This is a genomic window from uncultured Dialister sp., assembly GCF_937959425.1.
In the GTDB taxonomy this organism is placed as follows: Bacteria; Bacillota; Negativicutes; order Veillonellales; family Dialisteraceae; genus Dialister.
On record NZ_CALGPS010000151.1, the window covers coordinates 1 to 5,439 of the forward strand.

Here is a 5,439-nt window from a genome sequence, read left to right on the forward strand (position 1 = left end):
GAGCATAGCCTGCACACAAAGCGAACACCTTAATGCCTGGCCGTTGGTGTCGCCGCAGGCGACGGAGGATAGCAGGCCTTTTGAAAAAAGGCCGAGGCCCCGCAGGGGCCTAAATGACTCTTCTATAAAATGCCGCCTTTCGGCGGCGCCTTTGCTCTGCAAAGGCCTATCCTCAGCCCTATCGGGCAGCTCCTTCCAGTGGAAGGAGCCTGCGTTACGGGATTTCCCTTTCTGCTGCATAAATCATGCTAAACATGTCACGGAATTGGCCACCTCCGATGGCCACCCCCTATCCCGTTTCGCGGGACTTACCCAAAGGGAAGCGTGTCACTGGATTCTCAGGTCGCTACCGCTCCCCTACGAATCCAGTTCCCTTGCCATCCCTATTCAGGGGGCAGAATAAACCGCTCTACGCTTTCCTGTAGACTCATGTGGCACATAGCACAGCACCCATAGTCCCACCAGCGAAGCTGGGGGGAAAAGTGGTGGCGCAGCCACCAAAGGGGGCCTCTTTTCCCCTGCCCGCCAGGGCGGCTCCCTGGTTTTACTAGCTCACTAGTACACCAGCTCACCAGCCCACTATACCATACCAGTCGGCGGCGCCTTTGCTTGAGAAAGCCCTGCCCCCAGCTCCTTCCAGTGGAAAGAGACTTAGGTTATGTGCATTTCTCACCTATTTGCTCCATTTTCCCGAGAAAAAGTCCCCGCCATGAAGCGGGGCTTTTTACTTTCTTATTTCCTTATTTATCTTCTTTAGCAGCGGGTTTGGAGCTGGGGAAACCGTTTCTCTTTCCAATAACCGTGATACCGCCCATGTAGGGGACCAGTGCTTCCGGAACCTTGATGGTGCCGTCAGCCTGCTGGTAGTTTTCCATAATGGCTGCCACGGTTCTGCCTACAGCAAGGCCGGAGCCGTTCAGGGTATAAACGAATTCCGGTTTAGCACCGGGAGTGCGGCGGAAACGGATATTGGCACGGCGGGCCTGGAAATCAAGGCAGTTGGAGCAGGAGGAAATTTCACGGTACTTGTTCTGTGCCGGCATCCAGACTTCAAGGTCATAGGTCTTGGCAGAGGAGAAGCCGATATCACCGGTGCAGAGACATACTACGTGATATGGGAGTTTCAGACGCTGCAGTACCTTTTCCGCTTCAGCGGTAAGGGATTCCAGTTCGTCCCAGCTGTCTTCCGGTTTGCAGTATTTCACCATTTCCACCTTATGGAACTGATGCTGACGGATGAGGCCGCGGGTATCTTTGCCTGCAGAACCTGCTTCTTTACGGAAGCAGGGGGTGAGGGCAGTAAGATGAACCGGCAGCATATCACCATCCAGAATTTCACCGGCGAAATAGTTGGTCAGCGGAACTTCTGCCGTAGGAGTCATATACATGTTCTCCCCTTCTACCTTGTACATATCTTCGGCAAATTTCGGCAGCTGGCCGGTGCCCTGCATGGATTTCCCGTTGATGATATAAGGCGGAATCACTTCGGTGTAATCATTTTCCTTTGTGTGAAGGTCAAGCATGAAATTATACACAGCTCTTTCCAGACGGGCAGCGCCGGAAAGGTAGAAATAGAAGCGGGCACCGGACACCTTGCCTGCTCTTTCCGCATCCAGAATGCCCAGGTCATCGCCCAGTTCATAATGGGCTTTGATGGGAAAATCAAATTTTGGAATTTCACCCCAGCGGCGGACTTCCGGGTTTTCACTGTCGTCCTTGCCGATAGGAACAGACTTGTCAGCCATGTTCGGAATATGGAGAAGGAGTTCATTCAGCGTGTCTTCCACTTCGCCCAGTTCCTTATCAATAGCGGCGATTTTCTTGCCTACTTCTCTCATGGAAGCGATAGCATCGGCTGCATCTTCCCCATTCTTTTTCGCCTGGGCGATTTTCTTGGATTCTGCATTTTTCTCGCTCTTCAGCGCTTCTGTTTCCTGCAGAAGTTCCCTTCTCGTCTCATCCAGTGCCAGTACCTTGTCCAGATCAAACGGATTGTGACGGTTCACAAGGTTCTGCTTCACTTCATCCGCATGTTCACGAATAAATTTCATGTCCAACATAACTATCTCTCCCTGTATCAAATTTGCCCATCCGGGCATATAAACGAGGAAATAAAAAAACTTCACCCCTCCATGGGACGAAGTCATCGCGGTGCCACCCAATTTGCAAAAGCCAGCTCATAGTTCGTATCGGTCACCAGCCGTCCGGTTCCTCACCGGCCGCTCCTGAGTGGAAACTTTTCCTTCTGCCAAGACTTTCACCAGCCGTCTCTTCTCTAAAGGCATAAGGGAAAAGGTATTCTCTTTCCCTGCGTTGTCCTTATTATAGCGCCGGCATTATTTTTTGTAAAGGTATATTTGGTTTTAGGCCACGGAGTGGCCCGGGTTCAGAGGGTTCCCTCCCCCATTTATTGTTCCCCCGCTTGCGGGGTGGCAAGGGAACTGGATTCGTAGGGAGCCCTTGGGCGACTGAGAATCCAGTGACACGCTTCCCTTTGGGTAAAGGTGGTGCGTCAGCACCAAAGGGGGCGGGCCCTTTGGGGCCACGGAGTAGCCTGGGTTCAAAGGGTTCAGAGGGTGGTGGATAGCCCCACAGGGGAAACGACTCACTGGATTTTCGGGTCGCTGTCGCTTCCCTACAAATCCAGTTCGCTGTGCACCGCTGCGCGGCTATGATTGTGAAGTCAGCGTTACGGGAATGCCCTCCTGCTGCATAAATCGCGCTGAACATTCTGCTGAATTGGCCACCTCCGGTGGCCACCCCCCTATCCCGCTTCGCGGGACTCCCTCCACGGGAAAGCGTCTCACGTGATTTTCGGGTCGCTACCGCTCCCCTACAAATCACGTTCGCTTGCCCCTCTATTCAGGAGGGAGAATATGCCACTATACACTTCCCTGTAGACTCATGTGGCACAATGCTGAGCGTCCATAGTGCCCCCCTGAACAGGGGTGGCAAAGGAACTGGATTCGTAGGGAGTCGCAGACGACTGAGAATCCAGTGACATGCTTCCCTTTGGGTAAAGGTGGTGGCGCCAGCCACCAAATGGGGCCGCTTTTCCATCGCCCACCAGGGCGGCTCCCTGGTTTTACTAGCTCACTAGTGCACTATCACACCAGCTCACTAAATGGGTTTTATCATAATGGCTCCCCAATATTTCCAAAAGGGCGCCCACTACCACCCTTTTGCACCCTCTTAACCCCCACACCCACAGGGCGTGTCCTCTCATCAAAAAAAGGCTGTGAAAAAATGTAAGTCATTTTTTCACAGCCCCTTTTCTTATTGATGTATCTGGTCATACCAGGCGTCTGCCAGTTTTCCATATTCTTCCATGGAGAAGGTTTCGCCTCTTCTTTTTCCGTCTATGCCTGCTTTTTCCAAAATAACGGGAATCCAGTCAGCCGGAATGCCGCCGGACTTCATGGCATTGGTGAAAACTTTGCGGCGCTGGCCGAATCCCATTTTCACCAGAGAGAAGAAGAGCTTCCTGTCTTTTACATCCACCGCCGGTTTTTCTCTCCGACGGATTTTAAGTACGGTGGATGTGACCTGAGGTCTTGGAATGAAGGCGGATGGCGGGATGTCCAGCACCCTTTCCGCAGTGCAGTCAAAATTCACTGCCAAAGTCAGGGCTCCGTAGTCCTTGGAACCGGGCTCAGCCAGGATGCGGTCGGCCACTTCCTTCTGCATCATGAACACAAAGAGAGAAATAGGCAGGGCAGACTGAATGAGGGACAGGAGGATTGGCGTAGTGATATAGTATGGCAGGTTCGCCGCACAGCGCCATTCCTTATTCCCCAGAATCGTTTTCAGGTCTGCTTTGAGCACATCCTCATAAATGATACGGATATTGGTATAGTGCTCCAGAGTATGAGAAAGTACCCGCTCCAGACTTTTGTCCAATTCAAAGGCTGTGACATCAGCCCCTGTTTCTGCCAGAGCCTGGGTGAGGGTACCGATACCGGCACCGATTTCCATGACCGGCACGTTCTTCCCCAGTTCAGCTGCATCCGCAATAGCAGCTATCACGTCGGGACGGATAAGAAAATTCTGTCCCAGTTTGTGCTTGGCATGAATGCCAAAACGTCGGATCACATACTGCACTACCTGGCGGTCTGCAAGATTAGCTTCAAGCATTATGCATCCTCCCGGCACATTTGCAGTGCCTTATCCCATTCTTCACGGGTAATACCATAATGATTCAGCCTTTTCACAAACTGCTTGGCATTTCCATAACCTATGCCCAGGACAGCCCCCACTTTTGCACGTTTTTCGGAAGAATCCGCTTCACCTGAGAGGCCTGCGGCAAAGAGGTCGGCAGAAGAAAAAAGACCGGAATCTTCCTGATATAAAATCCGGAGTGTTGAAAGAGCCTTTCGGATAGCTTCAGGTGACGCATCTTCAATGCCTACGTCGTCAGCAGTAGAAGCCTCCGACTTAGGAACGAAAGCATGAAGAGCTTTGGGAAACAGACTTGAAAGGCGCTGACGGATCCGTTCGCCGGGGCCGTCTGGGTCTGTCAGGATGATAATGCCCCGCTTTTCATAGGCATACCGGATTTTCTCCACCGTTTCCTTTGTAAGAGCAAAGCCGCCGGTAGCAATCATGTCTGCGTCCACTGCCATGCCTACCCGGGCGATATCCGATTTCCCTTCCACTACAATCACTTGTTTAATCATAAATCAGTCTCTGGCCGCATAGCCGATGCCGCGGACTGTGTGGATATATTTCTTCCCTACTTTTTCATCAATCTTGCTTCTCAGATAGCGGATATATACATCTACAATATTGGTTTTGCCGGCATAGCCGTAGCCCCATACCTTTTCCAGGATCTCTTCTCTTCTGATGACACGGTTCTTATTTTTGGCAAGGAAAAGGAGAAGGTCAAATTCCTTCTTTGTGAGGTCAATCACTTCATCTCCTGCCCGCACTTCATGACGGTCGGGATAAATGGAAAGATCTCCGATGGTAAATGCCGGATCCACCACCATTTTAGGCTCATCATGGCGGCGAAGGGACGCACGGATGCGGGCAATCAATTCCTTGGTGGCATAGGGTTTCGTCATATAATCGTCAGCGCCTGCATTCAGCGCAGCCACCTTGGCATCTACGCCGGCATCAGCAGACAGATAAATCACCGGAACAGGGCTGATTTCACGGATTTTGCCAAGGATTTCATGGCCGTCTTTCATGGGTTCATCAGGGTCAAGAACCACCACATCCGCCTGCTTCTGGCCTACCAGGTCAACCGCTGTTTCTCCGGTATTATCAATCATACTTGTAAATCCCGCTTCCTCCAGTTTCAGCTGCATAAAGCGGCTCACCGCGGGATCATGTTCAATAATCAATACACAGTTTCTCATCATAGTACCTCCCAAATTAACATAGCAAAAGAAAAGGCTGCTTTTATTGTTATTATTATGAACAGAGATGGGTATATTA

4 protein-coding genes are annotated in these 5,439 nt (G+C 51.4%); all 4 read right to left on the bottom strand.

Translation table 11 applies throughout. From position 1 onward, the window contains the following. Window positions 1-740: 740 nt before the first annotated feature. Window positions 741-2,060, bottom strand: coding sequence for a serine--tRNA ligase (serS, locus tag Q0482_RS06325; RefSeq protein ID WP_299144779.1), 1,320 nt, complete (start codon window positions 2,058-2,060; stop codon window positions 741-743). Window positions 2,061-3,276: 1,216 nt separating this feature from the next. Next, a complete protein-coding gene (rsmA, locus tag Q0482_RS06330; protein ID WP_299144780.1) occupies window positions 3,277-4,134 on the bottom strand; it encodes a 16S rRNA (adenine(1518)-N(6)/adenine(1519)-N(6))-dimethyltransferase RsmA in 858 nt (285 codons plus the stop codon). Further along, on the bottom strand, window positions 4,134-4,676 hold the full coding sequence (gene rnmV / locus Q0482_RS06335) for a ribonuclease M5 (RefSeq protein WP_299144781.1): 543 nt from the start codon (window positions 4,674-4,676) through the stop codon (window positions 4,134-4,136). The genes rsmA and rnmV overlap by 1 nt, the downstream gene beginning before the upstream one ends. 3 nt (window positions 4,677-4,679) lie before the next feature. Next, the gene (locus Q0482_RS06340; RefSeq protein WP_299144782.1) at window positions 4,680-5,363 is read right to left on the bottom strand and encodes a response regulator transcription factor; all 684 of its coding nucleotides are present in this window, start codon (window positions 5,361-5,363) and stop codon (window positions 4,680-4,682) included. Window positions 5,364-5,439: the final 76 nt, after the last annotated feature.